Below are 23921 nucleotides of genomic sequence, written 5' to 3'. Positions count from 1 at the left end.
ATAGAACATGTTATAAATCAAGAGAAAATAATGAAAAAGATCCTTGTACTAAAAACCAGCATTTTAGATAGCTATTCACACAGTAATAAAATGACGGATTACTTGATTGAAAACTGGCAGAATAACCATAAAGATGACCTAATTACAGTACGTGATCTTGCTAAAAATCCAGTACCTGTTTTAGACCAAACAACATTATTTGCCTTTGGTAAAGAAACAGCAATGTTATCTGATGAACAGAAAGCCGCCAGAGTATTATCAGATGAGTTAATTAGTGAATTAAAAGTACATGATATAATTGTTATTGCTGCACCAATGTACAATTTTTCAATTTCTGCCCAATTAAAACATTATATTGATTTTATCGCTCGTGCGGGTGAAACATTTAAATATACTGAAGCGGGTGCTGTTGGTTTACTTGAAAATAAACAGGCTATTGTATTAACTAGCCGTGGTGGCATTCATAAAGACCAACCTTCTGATCTTATCGTTCCTTTTCTAAAACAATTTTTAGCTTTTATTGGTATTAATAATGTACAGTTTATTATGGCTGAGGGTATAGCCTTTGGTGAAGAACACGCACAGCAATCTCACCGACAAGCACAAAAAGAAATTGATAGTGTAATTAGTACAAAAAATATTACTGTAAAATAATAATTAATTTCTCTTTTCAAAAGCACTTAATTTAGGTGCTTTTTTTATATCTAATTTTAATCTTGTATTAGAATCATTTTTCCTTTTATAAAAAACACCTATTTAATTTATAATTTAAAAACACTGAAAGAGTAAAAATCTAATATTATCGAAAATTTCAAATTAATAAATCAACATCAACAATTAAATAAGATAATATTTATTGTTTATTTCTTATTCATTTTAAGAATGAAAAAATTAAATTAAAACCTATTTGATTTATAAAAAACAAATGAATAAAATTCAACCGTTCAAAGGAAAAACTTGATAATTAAACAATTTTATTAATTCAATAAATGGAATTTTAAATGAAGAAAAATATACTCTCACTATTTATTCTATCTACGGTGTTTTTATCTACTCAATCACATGCGGTTGAATATACAGAAAAAATATAGGTACAATTACAATTAATGGTGTTGTTACACCAAATCCAAGATGTCAATTAAATGAAATACAAGCTGTTGTATTACCTCCTGTTCAAGCGAGTAATTTTGGTGATGATCATATTGCTAAAGCGCAAGCTCAACCACTTTTAATTAAATTTGATAACTGTAGTGAAAATATTAATGCTCTTCAATTACAAATACCAAAACAAAATAAACGACTTTTAAAAAACTTATCCAAAGGTGGCAGTAATGTCGATATTGCTATTTTTGATGCTGATAAAAAAATAATTAGCTTAGATAATGAAAGACCTGAAGCATTTAAATTAACTGTAAATAAAGAAAATAACGATGCACAATTTTTATTCAACGTTAACTATATGAAACCTAATGGTGAAGATGCAACACCAGGCCTAGTATCATCTACTTTAACTTTTGATGTCATTTACAGTGACGTTTCTACAGATTAAAAACTTAATTAACAAAGCTGTAAAACCAGCTTTGTTTTAAAACTTACAATTTTTATATTTAAATAATATGATTAAAAAAATAAAATTCATTGCATCATTAATATATATCCCACTCTCTACTTTTAGTTATTCTTCAATAGAAATAAACAAGGATAAATTTATCTTTATTGAAAGCAACAATAAAGAAATCATTGAAATAAAAAACAAAACAGATAATGATTATTTTATCCAAAGTTGGATTTCACCTTATGATGAGGAAAATAGTAATGAACCTCCTTTTATGATCACACCACCTCTATTTAAAATAGAAAAAAATGAACAGTTTTCTTTAAAAATATTTAAAACTGACGAAACTATAGCTAAAGATAAAGAGACAATATATAGAGTAAATATTAAAAAAACCCCAATTCTATCCAATTCAGATAGCAATAAAAATTTATTACATATTTCCATAAACTCAGTCTACAACTTAATATATAGGCCCATTTCTATAGAGAAAAATGCAAACAAAGCTTATAAAGAAATTGAATTTTTAAAAAACAAGAATAATGAATTTATTATAAACAATCCCACACCTTATTTTATCACTCTACTTAAAATTTCTTATAATGGGAAATTATTCATCGATAAAAGTAAAACAATCCCTCCATTTAAAAAATACAATACAAAAAAAACAATTCAAGAAAATGGAATTGTTAATTGGAAAACATATAATCAATATAATATGGAAATAAATGCAATAGAAAAGGCTGTCATTAATGAGAATTAAGTCTAAAAAAATAAAAATAGTATTTTTTATTTTAATGACCATTTATGGTAGAGACACTAAATCCCAAGATAACTCTCTCTCTATTTATGCTCATTCACTTTCTAACATTGATGATGTAACCATCAAATCATTACTTGAAAATAAAAATCCAGAAGGAATTTATCACGTCACTATCTATATAAATAATAGAAAAGAAATGGCAAAACCACTTTATTTTAAAAATATAGAAAACAAATTAACCCCCTACATTCCTATAGATGATTTTATTTTTCTTGGCATTAATACTGATTTTTATAAAATAAAAAAAGATAATCAAGACTTAATACTTTTAAGTGATTACTCAATCGATTTTAAGTATAATTTTTCCAATCAAAAATTAAATTTAATCATTCCACAAAAAGCATTAATAAAAAAAGAAAACCATATTACTGCTAAGCAAAATTGGGATAATGGGATCACTGCATTATTTAGTCAGTATTCATACTCGATTAGATATTATCAAAAAAACATAAGTGAACAAAAATTTAATTTTTATACAGGTCTTAATCTAAGCGCTTGGCGTATACGCAGCCAAAATGGTGTTTATTGGAATAATAAATATTATAAATATACACTTTCATCAATGTATACCTATCGACAAATTAACTCTTTTTCTTCTCTTTTCTATGGAGGAAAATTTTCACCCACAACTCGAATATTACCAACCGAGAAAATTATTGGCTTTCAATTAATATCCAATAACTTAGTTTCAAATAATACTCTTTATGCAAATAAACCTATTATAGAAGGAATAGCAGATACTCAAGCTCAACTTCTCGTAAAACAAGGTGATAAAATTATCTATGAAACTAGAGTTCCTCCTGGCCCTTTCCTTTTAAACTCATTACCTACATTAGGAGGTGAAAAACTCACTTTAGAAATAATAGAATCGGATGGAAGAATAAAAATTTCGACACATTACTTTACTTCTCTTCACAATCAACTAAATAAAGGGAGTTATCAATATAATTTAATTTCTGGTACATTATCAAGTAATAATCATAAAGAAAATTCTATTTTTATTTTAAGTGAATTTTCATATGGTCTTAGCCAAAAAATAACCTCATATAGCGCGATAAAGAAATGTGATAGTCATTTAAATTATTTATCTGGTTTATCACTAGATTTAGGTATATTGGGAGGTTTAGCAACCAATATAAGTTATGAAAAAAATAAAAATAACAACAAATTAAAATATCAATTTCGTTATCAAAAAAACATTTTAATAACAGACTCTTACTTCACTTCTGAACTATCTTCTTATCATTATCTAGATATTTTCTCACCCGAAAACAGAATTAGAAAAAGCTATTCATTCTCTTTATCGCAGCGTATTAATGAATTAGGTTATCTTTCTTTTAATTATCATGAAAAAACATATAACAATACATCTAAAACCTCTGAATTTGGTACCTCTTTTTCATCTTCAACAAATAGAATAAATTATAACTTTAAGTATGATTTAAAAAAAGAAAAATACACTTTAGATCATTTTATCTCAATTAATTTTCAGATTTCATTAGGAAGCAATAATAGCCACTATCATTGGTTTAATAATCAAACAAATTTTCAACCAGGAAGAAAAGATTACGTAAATAGTACAAATATTGGAGGGGGACTACTTAATAATAATTTAGGCTATTCGGTAAATTATCAGTATACTCATAATGCTAAAATAAAACCCAATCGTTTTTCGACCAATGTACGTTATCAAAATAATTATCAGTTTTATACATTTAATGTAAATAAAATGAAAGATGATTATAATCTTAATCTTTCTATTAATGGTGGGATTGTTTTTCATTCTGATGGTATTACTTTGGCTCCTCGCTTAGGTAAAACATTTACATTAATTAATACCCAAGGCATTTCTGGTATCAAAACATCATTTTCATCGAAAGAAGAGACAGATAATTTTGGTAATCTAATTTTAAATAATATAACCCCATATCGAATAAATACCATTAAATTAGACGCAACGACATTACCTCAATTTGCTGAAGCTGAATATTATAGTAAAAGTACCATTCCAACACTAGGTGCAATATCAAAAGTCATTTTCCCAGTAAAAATAGGTTATCGTGTTATATTTAAATCAACAACTCCTCTTCCTTTTGCTTCAAGAGTAACCGTATTTGATAAAGAAAAAAATATTATCACACAGGGACTAGTTACAGATAATAATATTATTTTTCTTGCTGGTCTTTCTGAAAATGGAACAGTACAGATAAAATGGGGAGAGGATAATCAATGTCAATTTAATTACAGCATAAACAGTAATGAAAAAGAGAACATATTAATAAAAAAAGAAATTAAATGTCTTTAACTAATATGATTATAAATACATTAAGATAAACATGAAAAACAAAAAACACATACACTATTTAATGATTATTTTACTGTTATTTTCGTTTTCATTACCCTCTACAGCAAGGCGTGGTGATCACGATATTCCATTAAGTTGTGACATTGATTATATCCATGAAAACATTAATGATAACATGTCTATTAATGGCAACGATTTTTCATCCTATGATGCAGGAACATTATCAGATACCGAAAATCATATTATTTTGATTATAATAAAAGATTGCTCTAAAAGTTATGGCGATGTTCGTTTAAAAATCGAAAACTCAAGTATTGATAATGCTACAGGTTACTTAAAAAATAATATTATAGGCAGTGAAGCTAGTTCTAATATTGCATTTCAATTATTATATGATATTGAAGAAAGACCTATAAATCTTAATAAAGAAAATGAATTCATTGAGAGTCTAGTTGATGGAACAGCTGAATTTTATTTTCAAGTTAACTATGTAAAAAAAGATGATATGTCACCTGATCCCGGTTATATACAATCAAATATTCATTTCGTTATAATGATAAATGATGATGTTGTTATTTTTAATGAATAATAATTAATTGAAGATATAAAAAACAATCTCTCTATAAATAGAGGGATTGTTTTTGAAATTACAAGATAGTCACTCAATATCTATTTTAGATTTAACTATTTTTTTACCCATCTTCCATTAATTCCTTTTACAAACTCACCTTCATTGGCTCTTGCGACTAACTTTTCACCCGCAAGCCGAGCAACTGATTCAGGTGTCACCTGATTAGTTTTAGCAATTTCAGCATATTTAGCCCTTCTTGCTTGATTTATTTCATCAACAAGCTGTTGAGCCTGTTTATTATTCGTTTGCACAAGCTCAATGTAGCCACCAAATGTTTCACCCACCAGCCCCTGCGCTCGTGCTTCATCCAATGTTAACGCGGTAGCACTTGTACTTGCTAAAGCCAACATTAGCGCAAAACTTAAGAGATATTTTTTATAATTCATCATTTATCCTTTAAAAAATGGCGCTGTTGTTTTTTAAGAGATCGTCAACTTGTCTGTCTATTTTTACATTAATCTCATGTTCAATTTTTACATTCATATTTATATTTATAGGTTTATCCGGTGTCGCAACTTCTAGCCGAATACATCCTGTTAACGTTGATATTCCTATCATCAACGCCATTAACAAAAATGCTTTTTTTAAAAAAAATAAAGATTTCACTCTGACTCACTCCCTAAATCTGATAGGCTTTTTTCTAACCACTCTTCCAATCGCGAGCCAAATCGTAAACTTCGCCATAATTGAAAGACATTTTCTTCGTGCCGATAGTTTAAATTAACTTGTCGTCGTTTATCTTCTAAAGGATTCGTTCCATGAATTTCAGCCTCTAAGACCAACTCCCCTAGATTGCTTAAATTAACACGCGTCCAAGAGCGACTAATTTCTAAATAACGTAACCACGCCATAGCAATGCCCGCAGACATGTTACTGTCATCAATTGAATCAACAAAGTCTTTATCAAGTCGTAGTGTTAAATAAGATGAATTTGCCAGCCATCCATCTTTAATAATCCATTGATTATTACTGATAAAAAAGGGAAATTCACCACTGACTTTGCCTGATGCTGCAAACTGCGTCACTTTTAGCAGAGTAAATAGATAGCTTAATTGAATATTATCAAGAGAAATAATCGCTGCATCATGCTGTGGAATAGCAAGTTTAGCTAATGAAATAGTTCCATCAAGCATTGCCACATTAACGTTGGATAAAACCAATGGCTTATTTTCAGTTGCTGGATAAAAACCTTGAAGGTCTGCTGTAATATCTGTCATTTCAAAAAGATTATTAATGCGTTTTATTCGTAATTGAATAGGTTGTTTAACACCTAATTGCCATTCATCACTGTTTAAACGCCAAGGCAATATAAAATCTAATCCTTCTAAAACTCCCTCTTTAAGCCACATACTGCCTTGTTTAACAACAAGATGCCCCCCTGCAATAAGCCCTTGATCAGGTGCAATAGAAAAATCAGCTTGTGTATATAACTCACCTTTATCAAGAGTAATGCCTAAATCTAAGGGTAATAAAGATTGAAAAACATTTATTGGCTGTGAAGGCCAACGCATTTGGCCTCTTAGCCTAGCACCATCCCAACGTGTATTTATTGCAATAGGTCCTATATTGGGTTTAGCACTTAATTCACCTTTAACATTAAAATTAAAAGGTGACTCACCTTTTACTGTTGCAATAAATTCTGTCTTATCTAAAAATCCCCCCGCAGGAAAATCAACACGTTGACTGGTTAATTTCAGCTTTCCATCAAATGCGGGCTTTTTCTCATCCCTTATCCAACGAAATGGGCTGAGTAAAGATAAGCGAGGTGCCGTCATTACAGTATGTTGATATTTTAAAACATCAAATCCGGTATTGAGTTTTTCAAAGCTAATCAATTTATCAGCCCAATAACCCGTTCCTGCAATATCCCACTGCGCTTTCAAAGGTAATAAATTACCTTCCCCCCAATAACGCCATTGCCAAGTGCCATTATCAGGTAAAAAATCAAGTGCCTTACCTTGGAAATGAAGGCGGTAATCTCCCCAAATACTGTCTTGGGCAACGACTATCGCATTTAAACGACCATTAAATCCTTTTGATGAAAATGTCGTTCCCGCTAGGGGGAGCCGGGCATCTTTTATAGTGAGGGTTTCCGTTAATGGTCCTTTAAACCGAAGTAATGAACCTGATTGAAATTCAACCGTAGGATCTGTCAACGCACCAGTGACTTTAACGGGTAATTGCGCGCTGGCCTGCATAAGTTCTTTATTAACAACGCCCGTAATTTGAATAGGAATTTGTGCATCTAGCCAATTGACGGTGGTTTCAGGAATTGAAATAACTAAGTTCCCTTTTCCTGCACTACCTTCTGTCATTACATTTAATCGTGCCATTAATCTTAAATCAGTCAGGCCTTTTTGCCACTGCGCAATATTAATATTGACGCCTCCGCGCAAGGGTTGGTCTAATCCAAACCATTCCCAACGGCCTTGCTCAATAACGATATTTTCAGGTGTGACTGTCCAAGGTAATAAAGCCAATGCATGGCCTCCGCCTTGTTCAGCAACTGAAATAGTGCCAGAGTGTCCAACCCATTCAAGAATAAAAACTAACGGATGTTCATAGTGAGAAGTTAATAGCGTTGCATCGATGGTACCTTTTTCAGGTAATGACGCTATATCTAGAGGAAGCGCTATTTCGGCAGCCAATTCGATATTGTTATCATCAGGCAAATTCACTTTAAACTGTTTAATATCAAGCCACTGGTTATCTCTAATAAAAATACCAAGTTGAGCATTTTCTCCTTGATACGTCACGAGCCGTCCATTATTTTGTGTTTTTAGCTGTAACGCACCTTGATAGCGCGTATTTTCTTTTAAGAGTACATTTTCTATATTGACGGATAAAGAAGGTATCGATGTTAATACCGAATTTATGTCAATAGGTACTGTTGCTGTCTCTTTCTGCTTACTAGAAGGCATTGTTGAAAAACAGGATTCATCGATAGCAAATTGTTGGCTATTAAATTGGAGTTTATCAAGTTGATTTTTTTGATAAGAAAAAACAACGTTATTAAGGCTTGCTAAAGTACAACGATCTGTTTTTAATGCGATGTTCTCAAGAGAAAATCCCGTGATTTGTAGTTGCGGTTGTGATAGTGAGAGAGACACACCTTCAGGTAAATAATATTTCACAACAACAGGTAACCAACGAGGAATAGACACCCATAATGTCGTGCCAATGACACCAACACCTAGTAGTATTGTCCCTGTCCATCTGATTGTTTTTCTTAACAACACATCATATTCCTTTTAAACAAATCTCAATCATCCACTTACCTCATTAAATTGTTTATAATGATAATATTAATTCCTTTCATATTGGGGCTGGATAATTCTTGTTTTTCCAGTCCCTGAACAAAAATTTAATCGAGAGTAGAGAAAACTGGATGAAAATCGTTTCCTATAGTACTAAACATTATGATCGTAAGCACATGGAATGGGTCAATCAGCATAATGGATATCATTATGATATTGAATATTTCGATTTTAATTTAACAGAACAAACTGCAAAAAATGCTGTTGGTGCTGACGCGGTTTGTATTTTCGTCAATGACGATGCAAGCCGCCCTGTTTTACAAGAACTGGCTAGCCTTAACATTCGTATTCTTGCATTACGTTGTGCGGGATTTAACAACGTTGATTTAGACGCAGCGGCTGAACTCGGTATTACGGTTGTTCGTGTTCCTGCTTATTCGCCAGAAGCTATTGCAGAACACGCTGTTGGGATGATGCTCTCTTTAAATCGTCGCATACACAGGGCTTATCAACGTACTCGTGATGCCAATTTTTCATTAGAAGGCCTGACCGGCTTTAATATGCATAATCGCACTGCTGGTATTATAGGCACAGGTAAAATTGGATTAGCAACTTTACGCATATTAAAAGGTTTTGGTATGAAACTGCTTGCGTATGATCCGTATCCAAACCAAGCCGTACTTGATTTGGGTGCTGAATATGTTGATCTGGCAACGTTATATGCAAACTCACATGTTATCTCATTACATTGCCCATTAACGGCAGACAATCATCATTTATTAAATGAAAATGCGTTTGCTCAAATGAAAGATGGTGTGATGATCATTAATACTAGCCGCGGCGCTTTAATTGACTCAGCGGCTGCAATTAATGCCCTAAAACAAGGAAAAATTGGCGCATTAGGCATGGACGTTTATGAAAATGAACGAGACCTGTTCTTCGAAGATAAATCCAATGACGTTATTCAAGATGATATTTTCCGCCGCCTTTCATCTTGTCATAATGTATTATTTACTGGCCATCAAGCTTTCTTAACAGAAGAAGCATTAATCAGTATTAGTGAGACAACACTGCACAATATTAAAGATATTGCCTCTAGTAATACATCTATTAATCAAATAAAAGCATAGTTTAAACATTCAGAATTAATGTAATAAAAAGCCCCCTTCGCGATGATATAAGCCAAGGGGGCTAATTTTTCAATAAGATAAGTGATGCTTACTTCGCTTGCATATCGGTATCTTCTGTGCCTTTTATTCCATCAAAGCGTGAAAAAACGTCTTTATCTTCATCCACTTTAAATTGTGACACTAATTTAGCTAATTGGTGTGCTTCATCATCCATATTGGCTGTAATTGTGGCTGATTCTTCAACCAATGCCGCATTTTGCTGGGTTACGGTATCCATTTCACTAACAGCTAATGCGATTTGATTAATCCCCATACTCTGTTCATTAGAAGCCAGGGCGATCTGTTGCATAAAATCATTTACTTGATTAATAGTTGTAACGATCTCTGACATCGAACGACCCGCTTGAGCCACTTGCTGAGAGCCAACATGTACTTTATTAACAGAGTGTGTGATCAAATCATTGATCTCTTTCGCAGCTTCCGCACTACGACTCGCTAAACTGCGCACTTCAGATGCCACAACAGTAAATCCTCTACCTTGCTCACCTGCTCTTGCCGCTTCAACTGCCGCATTCAATGACAGAATATTCGTTTGATTGGCGATGCTGTTAATAATGTCATTGATGTCTGCAATTTTCTTCGCGCTTTCAGAGATTGAAGACATGGTTTCTACCACGCTATCCATCACATTTTCGCCGTTTTGAGCAGATGCTGTTGCTGTTAGTGCTAATTTGCTTGCTTCACGAGAGTTATCCGCATTTTTCTCAACGGTTGTTTTAATTTGTTCCATGCTAGCTACCGTTTCTTGCAGTGCACTGGCTTGCTCTTCCGTTCGAGACGATAAATCTGTATTTCCTGTCGCAATCTCACTAGCACTTACGCTGATAGTATTAACCGCATTTTTAACAGAAGAAATCATATGGCTTAATGAATTTTTCATCTTATTCATTTCATTGAATAATTGACCAAACTCATTATTACCGTGATCTTCTACTCGCATGCTTAAATCACCTTGACTCATCTTACTAAAGATATTGATGAGTATCTTGATATTGCCAATAAACGTATGAGAGAACCAACGTAATATAAAGATAAATAACAGGATAACGATAATACCCGTCGTAATTGACACTATCATCAAACGTTCTTGAGATATTTTAGCAATATCGATATAGCTATTTTCGATACCATTCGCAACAGCATAATATTGCATGGTAATGTCGTTTAACTCATCCATTTTCACACTGGCAGAATGTGTTGTGAGTTCACCTCGGCGTAATCTTTCTAGTGCACCAGTAAAGATATCAAGTAATTCATCAAAGCGTTTTGTCATATCATCTGCCAATTCACGCCCTTCCATCGTCAGCTTTTCAGCGTCTGCCCAGCGGTGAATTTCTTCACGTGTAATTTCAATGTATTCGGCTGTTTGATGAAAATATTTTGCAGATGGTTTTTCGTTCACCCTCAGTTGCCCATCTAAACCATTAATATTTGCCCTGATCACGGCCATTTGATATCGAGCTTTGCCCATAAGTAGCATTTGCTGGCTTAGGCTATTTGATGAAACGAAATTATTATAAGAGCGACTGGAAGCATCATAACTAAAATAGATAATACTCATAATCAACGCAAATAAAATGGCCAGCATGACCTTAACGGTCTTTTCTATACTGATATTTTTAAACATGGTCATATTCCATCAAAATATACAGAATTTTTTATCTGCACATTTGTAAGATATCGAAATGCACTCTTTCACTAGCAAAGAGTAGATCCCCTGGTGTCAATAAAAATAAGGCTAAAATTTATTCATTAGAATATAAAAGCAAGTAAGATCTGCCTTTGCTTATAATGTCGGTAATAATGAGGGAAAACTTTAGAGCGCAGTGAAAAGCATTTTTCATTTACAAAATAAACGATTGTTTTATCTATATAGATGTAAATTATCTCTATAATATCCTGCGGTGATGCTGATTTTACTCATAAAAAGATAATTTATTAATTATTTTTTAGTTTTTACAGTTTTTCATTTAATTATATTTAATCGCTTTATTAAGTATATACACCTATTAACATTAATTTATTTAATTACAATATTAATTCCAACCAAAGATTGATAATCATTTATTTCCGATAAAAACAAGACAGTTTCTTAAAACTGCCCTTCTTATCCATTTATTAAGATTAATTTAGTTTTATTAAGAAACCTAAATATTTTCTTTTATTAGTAATGCTTCGGTTAGTTCAATAAGTCTTATCACATTCAGTGGTGTTTCTATTATTTTAATTTCATCTAAAGAAAACCATTGGAAAGATTTATTTGTTAATTGGCTGTTTTTTAACGGCTTACAAAGATAAATCATATCGATGTGATAATGAAATCCTTGTTTTTTATCATGGATAGGTTCTTTTAATATGGCGAGGGGTTTTACAAGCTCAATAACTTCATTGTTAGCTAGGTTAAGGCTAAATTCAGGTTGATAACAAAGACACTCACACAATAGACCTGTTTCTTCTTCTATTTCCCTTAATACCGCATTTTGTGGTTCTTCATTTTCTTCTATATGCCCACCTGGTGGTAGCCAACATCCTATTTTTGGGTGTAAATGTAAAAGAAATTTTCCTTGTTCATTAAATACAATACCTGTTGCAGTGAAATGGCTTTTAGGGACTTCAATTGTCATAACATCATTCTCCTTATGTCTTACTCATTAGGTTTCAATGTACATCAAGTTGTCATATTTTTTGTGCTATATACTCACTTTTGCATTTATTGATGCTTGTTTTATACCCATTAAAAAATCAGAAAATATTGTTTTAAAATCCTTACACGCATTTTCAGGTAATGTTGCTTCATTTTTTAAGTTAATCGCAATATGTGTGACAAAACCATAAATTAAATTAACGACTATATCAGGAGAATAAGTGCAAATTTCTTGTTTAGAATACAGAGTCTCTACACAAGCTTTAATTCGAGGAATAAGAATTTGTGCATCAATTTCATCCCACTCCTTCCAACCTAACACTGAAATAATTTCTTGTAACGGAATAAGCGTATCTTTATGTTGATAGATATGATCAACGCAAAAACTAAAAATAGCCTCAAGTTCTTGCCACTTATCATCATAAGGGGGAATTTTAATGAGTTTTTCTACTACTTTATCAACTTGAAAAAGATAGCACTCTTTTAACAATGCCTTCTTATTACTAAAGTGATGATAAAACGCCCCTTTAGTGACTCTTGCATGACGTGATATTTCATCGACAGAAACATCACAATAGTTTTGATTTATAAATAGTTCTTGTGCAGCTTCACGTAGTGCAGTGCGTGTTTGCTCTGAATTCTCTTGTTGCCGTGATTTTATTTTCATGATAAAACCCTTAAAACATACCATAAGTATGTAATAATATATGGGTATCAGTTTTGTGTAAACTGAACAAAATATTTTCAGGAAATTATCATGTCATCTCCGTACAATGGGTTTGCTCCCTCTAATACCTTATCCGCATTTAATATAGACATTATCAAAGAGCTTCTTCTCTGGATTGAGGTAAATCTGGAAAAACCGTTGCTACTTGATGATGTTGCAATTAAATCGGGTTATACAAAATGGCATTTACAGCGAGTATTTAAGCAAGCAACTGGTTTAACATTGGCTTCATATATTCGTGGGCGACGCTTAACAAAAGCGGCGACAGAATTACGATTAACTAAATTACCTATTCTTACAGTGGCATTGCGTTATCAGTTTGATTCTCAACAATCTTTCACTCGTCGTTTTAAAGCAACATTCGGCGTCACACCCACTGAATATCGTAAGCTTGATAATCTTTGTGGAGATAACTTTCAACCACCGATTAATTTTGATGTCACAGACTTACCTATTCCTCAAATTATGGAACTGCCAGAAAGTTATGTTTATGGTATGCAGTACCAATATTTTTGTTCTATCGAGGATATTGGTAAATTACATGAAGATATTCGTCATCAATTCTGGAATGATTTTCTGTTGTATACTGATAAAAACTTTACAGAAAGTACGGTGCTTATTTCATATCAGCCAAATACATTACGCAAAAATAAAATCCAAATTGACTATGAAATTGGTTTGAATAGCTTAAATCACTTTACAAAAACCAGTGGTTTTAGAAAGAAAACAATAGAATCAGGGCGCTATGTTAGATTTCAATTTAAAGGCACACTAGAAGAATATAAACAATTTGCGATAAAAATCTATTTTTATACACTACCTGCATTAGGGTTATGTCGCCGTTTAGGTGCTGATATTGAAAAATATATCAGTATAGAAACTGACGTCGATTTAATGGAACTACCAAGAACCTTGGAAATAGATTATTTCGTTCCAATTCACTGATAACTGTACTAGATAGCCTGAATATTTCAGGCTTTTTATCCTTTATTTTTATAAGAAACTGTACTCATTTAAAAAGTTATACTTAATTTAAATCACCTATTATGTATCTCTATAAAAATTAATAAGGTTACCATGCGCATTTCATCCCTTGCTTTACTTTCTACTTTTTTATTGTCTTCTTTCACAAGTTATGCTGATATTTCAACGCATATCTTATCTCGCCAAGATGGAAGTAAAATACATTATTATTTAGATAAACGTGCTGAAAAAAATCAAATATTATTAGTATTAATGCAAGGTTCTGATTGTAATAGCATTAAAAATAACGCATTTATCCAAGAAACGTTTGGTCAATGGCTGCCTAACAGTGATATTTTAATGGTAGAAAAATACGGAATTACAGCCCAATTGCCTTATTCACGCTATGAAGGTGAACGTACCGATTGCCCTAAAAGCTATATGCTTCATGATAATCCCTCTCAAAGAGCAGAAGATTATGGCGTAGTTTTAGATAAATTATCTTCACAGTATCCAAATATTATTTTAATTGGTGGAAGTGAAGGTGCAACAATGGTGCATTTAGTCGTGGCTAAGCGCAATGATATTAAAGCGGCTATTGCATTAAATGGTGGAGGTCGTTTTTTTCTTGATGATGTACTTTATAATATTCGCCATACTACGCCTAAAGAACATGTTGAAGATGCACTAAATAGTTTTCAGCAATTTGCTGATGCAATAAAAAACAACCAAATTGATGGTGAACAATTTATAAGCGAGCACAGTAAAATATGGTGGCAACAATTTTTTGCTGTCGATTTACTTAAAGTCATTCAAAGCAATCAACACACGCCCGTTCTAATTATTCAAACTCTCAATGACACGAACGTAAATGTAGATTCTTTTCGCCAACTAAGTCAAAACATTACTCAGACTAATGTGAAATTTATAACATACGATAAATTAGACCATGGATTTTATAATGAACAAGGTGAGCGCCTGACAAACCAAATAATCAGCGATATACATCAGTGGTATACTCGAAATGAAAAATAATTTACTGATAAAAAACAGATAAATATTTTAACTAATTTATTTTTATTACTTAAAATTAGGGTGGTTTTTTATTCATTCATTTTTTTATTCACCTATACTTAGAAGGTAATAAAATAGCTTACTAGCTGATTTAAAGCAGGATCTTTATATCGTTATTTCTATATAATAATAGTTATTCTCTCTTCTAAATTTGGGATAAGAATGGAAAACACAACGGCACTTTTACGCCTTAATAATATAGGCTATCGAATCAACAATAAAACTATCCTTAATGATATCAACGTTCAACTTCAACCTTCTGAATTTAAACTTATCACAGGCCCCTCAGGCTGTGGTAAGAGCACCTTACTTAAACTTATTTCGTCTCTCTTATCACCCACCAGCGGTTCCATTTTCTTTGAAAATAAAGATTATTTAACGCTCTTACCCGAAGAATACCGCCAACAAGTGTCTTACTGTACACAAACACCAATGCTGTTTGGTGAAACCGTTTACGACAATCTTAAATTTCCTTATTTCTTACGAAAAGTTTCTGTGGATAATAAAAAACTTACACAGGATTTAGATTATTTCGGCTTGCCATCATCTATTATGGAAAAAGGAATAAATGAGCTTTCGGGCGGTGAAAAACAACGAATTTCATTAATAAGAAATTTACAATTTATGCCAAAAATTTTATTACTCGATGAGATAACCAGCGCATTAGATGAAGATAATAAAACAAAAGTGAATGATATTATTCACCACTATGTAAAAGAGCAAAAACTAGCCGTTTTATGGGTCACTCACGATCAAAATGAAATCAAACATGCTGATGATGTGATCCAATTACCCTCTCATCATGATGCTTAGATTTTTTATTTCTTTATCAGTCACCCCTTTGTTATGAGCGAACATAATATTATGAACGAACATACGATAAGTAATGAATCTCTTATTTTCTCTCTTTTATTAGTTCTTGTGGCCATTCTTATTAGCCGTAAAGAAAAACTTTCTTTAGAAAAAGATATTATTTGGAGTACCGCCAGAGCCATTATCCAACTTTTAATCGTTGGCTATGTCTTAACCTATATATTCCATGTTGACCATTTTATTCTCACCTTCTTGATGGTGCTATTTATCTGCTATAACGCGGCGCATAATGCCAAAAAACGCAGTAAATATGTTAAAGATATTTTTCTGATCTCTTTTACCGCTATTACAACTGGGGCATTATTAACCTTAACGATTTTATTACTCACTAGCTCTATTGCATTTACCCCTATTCAGATTATCCCTATAACTGGAATGATTGCAGGTAATGCAATGATAGCGACAGGACTTTGTTATAATCATTTAGGGCAACGTTTTCAAAGTCAGCAACAGCAACTACAAGAGATGTTAAGTCTCGGTGCTACACCTAAATTAGCTTCTATGAGTATTATCAGAGATAGTATTAAATCCTCATTAATTCCAACAGTTGATGCAGCAAAAACGGTCGGTATAGTGAGTTTACCAGGTATGATGTCAGGGCTTATTTTTGCTGGCGTTGACCCGCTACAAGCGGTTAAATATCAAATTATGGTGACTTTTATGTTGATGGCGACAGCAAGTATTTCAACAATTATTGCTTGCTATTTAACCTATAAGAAATTTTTCAATCAACGTCATCAACTGATTAACTTTGATAGTCATTAATAATTAATCAAATAGACAAATAAAAAGGTCACGTCTCTAGTGACCTTTTTATTATTAGTATTAGTATTAGTATGCCTGCGTAAATAATGACTTTATTACAGTGATTAATAAAACCAAACATGAGAACAAAGATGCAAAACAATACAAAACACGAAATAACAGTGCACCTTGTGAACGCTTTTACCCGAAATACTTTGGGTGGAAATCCTGCAGGCGTCGTTCTTAACGCACCTAATTTAAGTGATACACAAAAAATAGAGATTGCACGCCAAGTGGGATTTTCTGAAACAGCTTTTGTTTATGCGGGTGAGCAAACTGATTTTAAAGTGGATTTTTTCACCTCAGAAGGTGAAGTCGATTTTTGTGGTCACGCAACATTAGCCGTTTTTTTTACTATGGCTTCACTTAATATCATTAGCGCAGGTAATTACACGCAAAAAACAAAGGCGGGTATTCTAAACGTCGCAGTGAGCCCACAAAGTATTATTATGGAGCAAACTCTCCCTATTATGCGACAAGGCCCAAACATTGATGATGTTGCCACAGCGCTTGGTGTACAACGTAATGTTATTGAAGAAACTGGCTTGCCTATTACGATTATTTCAACAGGCTTACACGATATCCTTGTTCCTGTGCAATCAGGCTCGCTAGATACTTTACAACCCAACTTTGATGCGATTGCCAATCTAAGTCGTGAATTCAATACTATTGGTTTTCACGTGTTTGAATTGAGTCATGAGGCCACTATTACGGCTCACTGCCGGAACTTTGCGCCACTTTACGGCATAAATGAAGAATCTGCCACAGGAAGCTCTAGCGGGGCATTAGGCTGCTATTTAGTTAATTATGTTTTTCCTAATGAAACGCATTTCTTATTTGAACAAGGGCGGGCAATGGGATGCTCATCGTTACTTGAAGTGATTATTGATTCACACGCACAAAAAATTAGCCGCGTGAGTGTTGGTGGACAAGCAGCACTGTTCGGAACCAACGTAATTAGGCTTTAAATAGACAAAAGCCCTGAAAAGGGCTTTTAATGATTAGATAGGGAAAATAATTTGGTTCTAATTAACCACGTCCTTTTGGACGATTAAGAATGTGATCTTCCCAATCTTCAACTTCCGTTTCTGGCACCGCAATATACCTTACAGAAATATTACCTTGGTGCATTTTAGCCTTATTACCCGCAATAAGAGGATGCCAATTTTGCAACGGTTTGCCTTCTGCTAACAAACGATATGCACATGTCATTGGCAACCACTCAAATGTTGGTAAATTATGCCTTGTAAGCTTGATACAATCTGGCTCATAACGAAAACGATCTTCATAATTACTGCATTGGCAGGTTTTAATATTGAGTTGATTACACGCGACATTAGTAAAATATATCTCGTCAGTATCATCATCCATTAACTTGTGTAAACAACATTGCCCACACCCGTCACAGAGTGACTCCCACTCATCATCACTCATTTCATCTAGTGTTTTAGTCTGCCAAAAAGCCTGTGTCATCTCTACGTTATTACCTTATTGCTCATCTGATACGAATTAAATAACCCGCGTTGTCAGCTGATGCTCATTAACACTTAATACCAACATGTCACCAGATTCTAGAGGACCCACACCTTCAGGTGTTCCCGTTAAAATCACATCACCTGGACGTAGGGTAAAAAAGCGAGACATATAGCTGATAAGGGGTAAAACAGGGGTAAGCATATCACGACTGTTGCCCTGCTGACGAATCTCGTCATTAACACGTAACATTAAATCTGCGTTTTGCGGGTCACCAAATGAATTAACAGGAATAAAACCGGATAATGGTGCAGAGCCATCAAACGCTTTACTTTTTTCCCACGGCTGTCCTGCTTTTTTCAATTTACCTTGTAAATCACGTAAAGTAAGATCAAGACCAATACCGAAACCTGCAATTGCACGATCAACCCTATCTTCATTCGCTTGCTTAAGTGGCTGACCAATTAATACGGCTAATTCGATTTCGTGATGAACCGCACCCATATCTTTAGGAATAGCAATCGGTTGACGGATATCACACATAGCAGTTTCTGGTTTGATGAAAATGACGGGTTCTTCCGAGCGAACAGATCCCATCTCTTTAATATGATTTGCATAGTTACTACCAACGCAAATGACTTTACTGACAGGGAAATCAAGTAATGCACCTTCCCAATCACGATGTTGATACATAATGTGTTCCTTTTAGGTAAATTGCTGTGTTTTTTTCACTGCAATGCGACTAACCCGCGTTAGGCAGTGTATTTATTTTATTAGCAACGCCATCAGCCATTGTGACAATGCTAAGGGCAAAGAAATAAGAACTGTTCCAATGCATTATCGTGCGGAAGTTCTGTGTCACTAAATAGCTTCTGTGCAAATCATCATCGGGGATTATTAGCCATACAGGCATATCATCACTCAATACGCTATTTACAGGTAATTGAACACCTAATACTTTCCATTGAGCCACTGTTTTTTGTTGCTCGGCCTTAATACCTTCAAGCTGCTGGTTAAAATCTACCGATAAAGTAACCTGTTCTCCCCAAGGAAGTCCACTTTTCCAGCCTTCTGTGGCGAGATAATTAGCCGCAGAAGCAAAAGCATCTTCACGCGTGTTCCAAATGTCGATTTTCCCGTCACCATTGCCATCTGCAGCGTAAGTGAGAAAAGAAGAAGGCATAAACTGAGTCTGTCCCATCGCACCTGCCCAAGAACCTTTCAGGCGTTGTCCTTGAGGTAAATATCCTTCTTCAATAATTTCAAGCGCTGCCATTAATTGACGTGAAAATAGTTCTTCTCGGCGGCCTTCAAATGCTAACGTTGCAAGGGCAGAGACAACATCTTCTTTTCCCTGCACTTTGCCAAAACCACTTTCGAGTCCCCATAAAGCAACAATATAGCTTGCTGGCACACCATATTTATTGCTAATTTTCGTTAGGGTTTCTTGATTTTCTTGATATAGCGTAGCCCCTTGATTTAAGCGTCCATTAGTGACAATACGGGGAAGGTAAACATCAAGTGTGATTTTCTTTTCCGGTTGATTTCGGTCTGATTTAATCACTCGTTCAATAAAATGTGCTTCTGAAAAAGCAAAATCTATTGTTTCTTGCTTATACCCTAATTGAGCGGCTTTCAATTTCAATGCATCAACATATGCCGGAAATTGTGCAGGGATACGAGTGTCTTTAGGAAAGGCTTGTTCTAATGATGAAACATCCACTTGTTTCCATCGAGGCGTTTTTTGTGTTTCAAGTATGGTTGAGTCTGGGACTTTAATTTGTCTTTCCGCCAATTTTTGCTGGCTATTAGTGCATGCAGATAACATTAATCCAGAAACAATCACAGCGATGAACGAATATTTGAACATTTATGCTCCTTTTATCTCGATGATTTATTCAGTTTTTTCTGATTTTTTTAATTCATCTAAATAAACATTTAACAGACTTTCGACAGGGGGTGGTACTTGTAAGTAAAAACCCTGTTCAACTAACGTTTTTTTGACTTTTTCAATGTCAGCATGCGCTAAACGCTGTCTATCCGCGAGGTTTAGCAACATTGCAAATTGAGGCTCGCCAAAACTTTGTAATAATTCGGCTGGAATTCGAGAGAAATCATCCTTTTTTTCGATGTATAAATAAGTTTGATCACGTTTGGTACTACGGTAAATTGCACAAATCATTTTCATTAAACTCTAATTATTAAAATAAGCGACTTGCCTGAATATTTTAGTAAATATAACATGCTTATATACTTTCGTAATATCGTCTCTGGTTTTTTGTGCCAGATTATAAAAAATTTACTGAGTCAGATAGATGTCAAATACGCCCATTGAGTTAAAAGGCAGTAATTTTACCCTTTCAGTACTCCATTTAAATGATGGAACACCGAAGGTTATTCGTCAGGCGATTTCAGAAAAAATTGCACAAGCGCCTCAATTTCTGAAAAATGCGCCTGTAGTTATCAATGTCTCTGCCTTGGCAGATGAAAATATTGATTTTAAAAAACTGAGGCGAATTGTAGAAGATGCTGGCTTACGAGTCGTGGGAATTAGTGGTAGTTCAGACGCGCAACAGAAAGAAGCGATAATTGCCGCACAGTTACCTATCTTAAATGAAGGTAAAATAGTTAAGCCAACCGCTCAGGAAAATACCGATAAAACGGATGAAGCACCGACAGTTGTGCGCCAAAGAACAAAAATCATCCATACCCCTGTACGTTCGGGTCAGCGCATTTATGCTCAAAATAGCGATTTAGTTGTAATTAGTAATGTGAGTGCTGGCGCTGAATTGATTGCTGATGGCAATGTGCATATCTACGGTGTGTTACGTGGACGTGTGCTTGCTGGTGCATCGGGTGATAAAGAAAGCCATATTTTTTGTACACATCTGTCTGCTGAACTTGTTTCCATTGCTGGTCAATATTGGCTAAGCGACCAAATTCCTACAGACTTTGTTGGTCAGCCTGTACAACTTAGTTTGCAAGAGAATGAATTAACAATCGAGAACTTAATTTAGAGCATCGACAAGGAATCACTCCATGGCACGCATTATTGTTGTTACGTCAGGTAAAGGTGGGGTTGGTAAAACAACTTCCAGCGCGGCCATTTCTACCGGCCTCGCTCAAAAAGGTCATAAGACGGTTGTTATCGACTTTGATATTGGGTTACGTAATTTAGACCTTATCATGGGTTGTGAACGTAGAGTTGTTTATGATTTTGTTAACGTTATTCAGGGCGATGCCTCTTTAAATCAAGCATTAATTAAAGATAAGCGCACAGAAAATCTATTTATTCTCCCTGCATCACAAACACGAGATAAAGACGCTCTTACCCGTGAAGGTGTAGAGAAAGTATTAGATGAACTCGATCAAATGGGATTTGATTTTATTATTTGTGATTCGCCTGCGGGTATTGAAAGCGGTGCATTAATGGCCCTTTATTTTGCAGATGAAGCAGTTATCACAACAAACCCTGAAGTTTCATCTGTACGTGACTCCGACCGTATTTTAGGCATTCTTGCCTCTAAGTCACGTCGAGCTGAACGTGGTCAAGACCCAATAAAAGAACATCTTTTATTAACACGTTATAATCCCGGCCGTGTAAGCCGTGGTGATATGTTAAGTATGGAAGATGTCCTTGAAATTCTATGCATTCCACTTTTGGGTGTTATTCCCGAAGATCAATCTGTTTTACGTTCATCTAACCAAGGTGAACCTGTTATTTTAGATAGCGAATCTGATGCAGGTAAAGCCTATTCAGATACCGTAAATCGTTTGTTAGGTGAAGAACATCCATTCCGTTTTATTGAAGAAGAGAAAAAAGGCTTTCTGAAACGCCTTTTTGGGGGGTAAAAGATGGCTTTACTAGATTTTTTCCTGTCGCGTAAAAAATCGACAGCTAATATTGCCAAGGAGCGTCTACAAATTATCGTAGCAGAACGTCGCCGTGGTGATAGTGAGCCTGCTTATTTACCTGATATGAAAAGAGATTTATTAGCTGTTATCTGTAAATATGTACAGATAGATCCAGAGATGCTTTCTGTTCAATTTGAACAAAAAGGGGACGATATCTCTGTATTAGAACTCAATGTGACTTTACCTGAAAACGAAGAACCGACAAAGTAAATCACATTGACACTTTATATCAGTCATTATTCACAGAGCCAGCCATGAACTATAACTAATTTGATTGGCTCTGTGTTTAATTATATACAAATACGAAAGACCTGAATGCGCAAATAGCGCTATATCTCGTTGCTATTTTAATCATTGGTGATAAGTCAAAGGAGCTCTTTTATTCTGTAATAACGTTTATTTTTACCCTTAATCTATTTCATCCCCTTTCTAATCTCACCTATTTTTTATAGGCGATTTTTTTGCGTGTAAAAAAAGAGCCTCTAAAGAGACTCCTATTTAATTTCGGGTATTAGATAATTAATAAAACTAAGGATATTCAGCCAAGATTTCAGTCACTTTTTCTTCTAATAATGCTTTACGCCAGCGTGAAATAAGTTCGGGTTGCCCTTCCTTTATTTTCCAGTGAATACTCAGTAGCTGATTAATTTGTCTTCTTGAGGCTAATAGTTCAGGATTATAACGCTGACCTTCACTGATTTCTTGAATAACCGTTTTGATGGCTTTAAACGCTTTTTTATAATTAGGTTGTTCAATTATATTGCTAATCGGCTTAGGACAATCTTCATCTTTTACTTCTTTAGCTTTAGCAACAAAATCGAGTAAGCGGCGTCCATGACAACGAATTTCTTGTCCCGATAGCGACAAGGCATCTAATTCGGCTAATGAAGAAGGAAGATAACGTGCAACAGCCCATAAATGCTCTTCTCTTACAACAAAGTTTAATGCCATATCACGGGCTTTAGCTTGATTTAAGCGCCATTGTGCAAGCATTTGTAAACAGGCTAAATGTTGGCCTTTTAATTGCCAAGCATTACTAATTTCACGGTAAGCAAGCTCAGGTATAACTGTCTCTTGGCGACGTTCTGCAATCATTTCGCATTCATCAGCAATCGCATCCATATAACCAGCATCTTCGGCTTCTGTAATTAATTTTTTAGCTAATGGAAGTAAATAGAAAACATCACCACTGGCATATTGACACTGTCTTTCAGTTAATGGGCGCGCTAACCAATCTGTTCGAGATTCACTTTTATCTAATGCGATATTTTCATATATCTCAACTAATGTTGCGAAACCACAAGAAATAGGATATCCCAAAAAGGCGGCAACAACTTGAGTGTCTATCATTGGTGTTGGGACACAACCAAATTGATGTGAGAACACTTCAATATCTTCACTCCCCGCATGGAGATATTTCATGATATTTGGGTTCATTAATAACTCAACAAAAGGAGTCCAATCAGTGATTGCAAGCGGATCAATAAGAGAGATCTGTTGACCATCATACATCTGGATTAAACCAAGATGTGGGTAATAGGTGCGTATGCGGACAAACTCTGTATCTAAGGCGATTTGTGAAGCCAGTGATGCGGCTTTACAGGCGATATCTAATGCAGTGTCTGTCGTAATCAATTGATAATTCAAAACAGGTTTCTCTTGTTTTTATGTCTAATGACTTTTTGTG

25 protein-coding genes and 1 pseudogene are annotated in these 23921 nt (G+C 34.2%); 14 read left to right on the top strand and 12 right to left on the bottom strand.

The window, feature by feature from the left end; all coding sequences use genetic code 11:
• Window positions 1-30: 30 nt before the first annotated feature.
• The 5 genes from INT39_RS00585 to INT39_RS00565 all read left to right on the top strand — a co-directional run bounded on the left by INT39_RS00585 (window position 31) and on the right by INT39_RS00565 (window position 5272).
• Window positions 31-654: an FMN-dependent NADH-azoreductase gene (locus INT39_RS00585; protein ID WP_193016579.1), complete on the top strand. Its 624-nt coding sequence runs from the start codon at window positions 31-33 to the stop codon at window positions 652-654.
• A gap of 418 nt (window positions 655-1072) precedes the next feature.
• On the top strand, window positions 1073-1549 hold the full coding sequence (locus INT39_RS22900; protein WP_193016596.1) for a fimbrial protein: 477 nt from the start codon (window positions 1073-1075) through the stop codon (window positions 1547-1549).
• A gap of 67 nt (window positions 1550-1616) precedes the next feature.
• Window positions 1617-2318: a molecular chaperone gene (locus tag INT39_RS00575; RefSeq protein ID WP_193016578.1), complete on the top strand. Its 702-nt coding sequence runs from the start codon at window positions 1617-1619 to the stop codon at window positions 2316-2318.
• Window positions 2308-4683, top strand: coding sequence for a fimbria/pilus outer membrane usher protein (locus tag INT39_RS00570; RefSeq protein WP_193016577.1), 2376 nt, complete (start codon window positions 2308-2310; stop codon window positions 4681-4683). Before INT39_RS00575 ends, INT39_RS00570 begins: the two co-directional genes overlap by 11 nt.
• Window positions 4684-4714: 31 nt before the next feature.
• Complete coding sequence (locus INT39_RS00565) at window positions 4715-5272, top strand: fimbrial protein (RefSeq protein WP_193016576.1); 558 nt, start codon at window positions 4715-4717, stop codon at window positions 5270-5272.
• A 95-nt stretch (window positions 5273-5367) separates the two neighbouring features.
• Here INT39_RS00565 and INT39_RS00560 read toward each other — a convergent pair whose 3' ends face one another.
• Genes INT39_RS00560 through INT39_RS00550 form a run of 3 tightly spaced genes read right to left on the bottom strand, consistent with a single transcriptional unit; the run spans window position 5368 to window position 8553 of the window.
• Window positions 5368-5700, bottom strand: a complete 333-nt coding sequence (locus tag INT39_RS00560) for a YdbL family protein (protein WP_193016575.1) — start codon at window positions 5698-5700, stop codon at window positions 5368-5370.
• 10 nt (window positions 5701-5710) lie between these two features.
• The gene (locus tag INT39_RS00555; protein ID WP_319021304.1) at window positions 5711-5920 is read right to left on the bottom strand and encodes a YnbE family lipoprotein; all 210 of its coding nucleotides are present in this window, start codon (window positions 5918-5920) and stop codon (window positions 5711-5713) included.
• Window positions 5917-8553: a YdbH family protein gene (locus INT39_RS00550; RefSeq protein WP_193016574.1), complete on the bottom strand. Its 2637-nt coding sequence runs from the start codon at window positions 8551-8553 to the stop codon at window positions 5917-5919. Before INT39_RS00550 ends, INT39_RS00555 begins: the two co-directional genes overlap by 4 nt.
• Window positions 8554-8702: 149 nt before the next feature.
• Here INT39_RS00550 and INT39_RS00545 point away from each other — a divergent pair, with 149 nt between their 5' ends.
• Window positions 8703-9701 (top strand): 2-hydroxyacid dehydrogenase, encoded by a 999-nt coding sequence (locus INT39_RS00545; RefSeq protein ID WP_193016573.1) that lies wholly within the window; start codon window positions 8703-8705, stop codon window positions 9699-9701.
• An 88-nt stretch (window positions 9702-9789) separates the two neighbouring features.
• Here the strand turns inward: INT39_RS00545 and INT39_RS22895 are convergent, their stop codons facing one another.
• The 4 genes and pseudogenes from INT39_RS22895 to INT39_RS00530 all read right to left on the bottom strand — a co-directional run bounded on the left by INT39_RS22895 (window position 9790) and on the right by INT39_RS00530 (window position 13072).
• Window positions 9790-10620 carry a methyl-accepting chemotaxis protein gene (locus INT39_RS22895; protein WP_413468896.1) on the bottom strand — a complete coding sequence of 277 codons (831 nt, stop codon included), beginning with the start codon at window positions 10618-10620 and terminating at the stop codon, window positions 9790-9792.
• Between the two features lie 15 nt (window positions 10621-10635).
• Window positions 10636-10839 (bottom strand): annotated as a pseudogene (locus INT39_RS22890) (HAMP domain-containing protein); the annotation flags it as partial.
• A gap of 1069 nt (window positions 10840-11908) precedes the next feature.
• Window positions 11909-12385, bottom strand: a complete 477-nt coding sequence (locus tag INT39_RS00535; protein ID WP_193016571.1) for an NUDIX hydrolase — start codon at window positions 12383-12385, stop codon at window positions 11909-11911.
• 66 nt (window positions 12386-12451) lie between these two features.
• Window positions 12452-13072: a TetR family transcriptional regulator gene (locus tag INT39_RS00530; RefSeq protein ID WP_193016570.1), complete on the bottom strand. Its 621-nt coding sequence runs from the start codon at window positions 13070-13072 to the stop codon at window positions 12452-12454.
• Window positions 13073-13162: 90 nt separating this feature from the next.
• On the opposite strand from INT39_RS00530, the gene INT39_RS22760 reads away from it, so the two are divergent.
• From INT39_RS22760 to INT39_RS00505, 5 genes are all read left to right on the top strand, one after another.
• Window positions 13163-14077 (top strand): helix-turn-helix domain-containing protein, encoded by a 915-nt coding sequence (locus tag INT39_RS22760; RefSeq protein WP_193016569.1) that lies wholly within the window; start codon window positions 13163-13165, stop codon window positions 14075-14077.
• Window positions 14078-14209: 132 nt separating this feature from the next.
• A complete protein-coding gene (locus INT39_RS00520; protein WP_193016568.1) occupies window positions 14210-15130 on the top strand; it encodes an acyl-CoA thioester hydrolase/BAAT C-terminal domain-containing protein in 921 nt (306 codons plus the stop codon).
• Window positions 15131-15331: 201 nt separating this feature from the next.
• A complete protein-coding gene (fetA, locus tag INT39_RS00515; protein ID WP_193016567.1) occupies window positions 15332-15982 on the top strand; it encodes an iron efflux ABC transporter ATP-binding subunit FetA in 651 nt (216 codons plus the stop codon).
• A 51-nt stretch (window positions 15983-16033) separates the two neighbouring features.
• A complete protein-coding gene (gene fetB / locus INT39_RS00510) occupies window positions 16034-16807 on the top strand; it encodes an iron efflux ABC transporter permease subunit FetB (protein ID WP_193016566.1) in 774 nt (257 codons plus the stop codon).
• A gap of 131 nt (window positions 16808-16938) precedes the next feature.
• Entirely contained in the window at window positions 16939-17814 is an 876-nt protein-coding gene (locus tag INT39_RS00505) for a PhzF family phenazine biosynthesis protein (protein WP_226944451.1), read from the top strand.
• Between the two features lie 61 nt (window positions 17815-17875).
• Here INT39_RS00505 and INT39_RS00500 read toward each other — a convergent pair whose 3' ends face one another.
• Genes INT39_RS00500 through INT39_RS00485 form a run of 4 tightly spaced genes read right to left on the bottom strand, consistent with a single transcriptional unit; the run spans window position 17876 to window position 20507 of the window.
• Window positions 17876-18319: a YcgN family cysteine cluster protein gene (locus INT39_RS00500; RefSeq protein WP_193016564.1), complete on the bottom strand. Its 444-nt coding sequence runs from the start codon at window positions 18317-18319 to the stop codon at window positions 17876-17878.
• Between the two features lie 36 nt (window positions 18320-18355).
• Entirely contained in the window at window positions 18356-19012 is a 657-nt protein-coding gene (locus INT39_RS00495) for a fumarylacetoacetate hydrolase family protein (RefSeq protein WP_193016563.1), read from the bottom strand.
• A 49-nt stretch (window positions 19013-19061) separates the two neighbouring features.
• On the bottom strand, window positions 19062-20189 hold the full coding sequence (locus INT39_RS00490; RefSeq protein ID WP_193016562.1) for a lytic transglycosylase domain-containing protein: 1128 nt from the start codon (window positions 20187-20189) through the stop codon (window positions 19062-19064).
• Window positions 20190-20213: 24 nt separating this feature from the next.
• Window positions 20214-20507, bottom strand: coding sequence for a YcgL domain-containing protein (locus INT39_RS00485; RefSeq protein WP_226944449.1), 294 nt, complete (start codon window positions 20505-20507; stop codon window positions 20214-20216).
• Between the two features lie 127 nt (window positions 20508-20634).
• Between INT39_RS00485 and minC the strand changes: the two genes are divergently transcribed.
• From minC to minE, 3 genes are read left to right on the top strand one after another with little or no spacing between them, the layout of a single operon-like run.
• Window positions 20635-21336: a septum site-determining protein MinC gene (minC, locus tag INT39_RS00480; RefSeq protein WP_193016560.1), complete on the top strand. Its 702-nt coding sequence runs from the start codon at window positions 20635-20637 to the stop codon at window positions 21334-21336.
• Between the two features lie 22 nt (window positions 21337-21358).
• Window positions 21359-22171 carry a septum site-determining protein MinD gene (gene minD / locus INT39_RS00475; protein WP_193016559.1) on the top strand — a complete coding sequence of 271 codons (813 nt, stop codon included), beginning with the start codon at window positions 21359-21361 and terminating at the stop codon, window positions 22169-22171.
• A 3-nt stretch (window positions 22172-22174) separates the two neighbouring features.
• Window positions 22175-22444 (top strand): cell division topological specificity factor MinE, encoded by a 270-nt coding sequence (gene minE / locus INT39_RS00470; RefSeq protein WP_193016558.1) that lies wholly within the window; start codon window positions 22175-22177, stop codon window positions 22442-22444.
• Between the two features lie 318 nt (window positions 22445-22762).
• Here minE and rnd read toward each other — a convergent pair whose 3' ends face one another.
• Entirely contained in the window at window positions 22763-23881 is a 1119-nt protein-coding gene (gene rnd, locus INT39_RS00465) for a ribonuclease D (protein WP_193016557.1), read from the bottom strand.
• Window positions 23882-23921 lie beyond the last annotated feature (40 nt).

Source organism: Pseudomonas sp. FME51 (assembly GCF_014897305.1).
Note: the sequence above shows the minus strand (reverse complement) of the source record. Positions and strands in the feature narration are given on the sequence as shown.